The sequence below is a fragment of the Nocardioides antri genome (assembly GCF_008373765.1).
Lineage (GTDB): Bacteria > Actinomycetota > Actinomycetes > Propionibacteriales > Nocardioidaceae > Nocardioides > Nocardioides antri.
In genome coordinates this window covers 1-307 of the sequence record NZ_VUJW01000158.1, presented here as the reverse complement: position 1 = coordinate 307, position 307 = coordinate 1, and the positions used below count along the sequence as shown (strand labels likewise).

Here is a 307-nt window from a genome sequence, read left to right as displayed (position 1 = left end):
CGCCCAAGAAGGACGCGAAGGCTTCGGCCAAACAGCCTCAAAAAACACAGAAGAAGAAGGAAGGATCCGGTGGCGGCAAAGCCAAGAAGAAGAAGTGGTCCAAAGGAAAAGTTCGTGACAAGTTGAACAACCAGGTGTTGTTTGATCAACCCACATATGAGAAACTGTACAAGGAAGTCCCACAGTACAAGCTAATCACACCTGCTGTCGTATCTGAAAGGTTAAAGGTCCGAGGTTCCCTGGCGAGAAGAGCACTCATCGAACTTAGGGAAAAAGGTCCCATCAAACAGGTAGTCCAACACCATGG

General features: G+C 48.5%; 1 protein-coding gene. It reads left to right on the top strand.

Going from position 1 to position 307, the window contains the following annotated elements; all coding sequences use genetic code 11:
* A partial coding sequence (locus tag F0U47_RS22880) for an eS25 family ribosomal protein (RefSeq protein WP_149752366.1) occupies window positions 1-307 on the top strand: 307 nt, incomplete at both ends.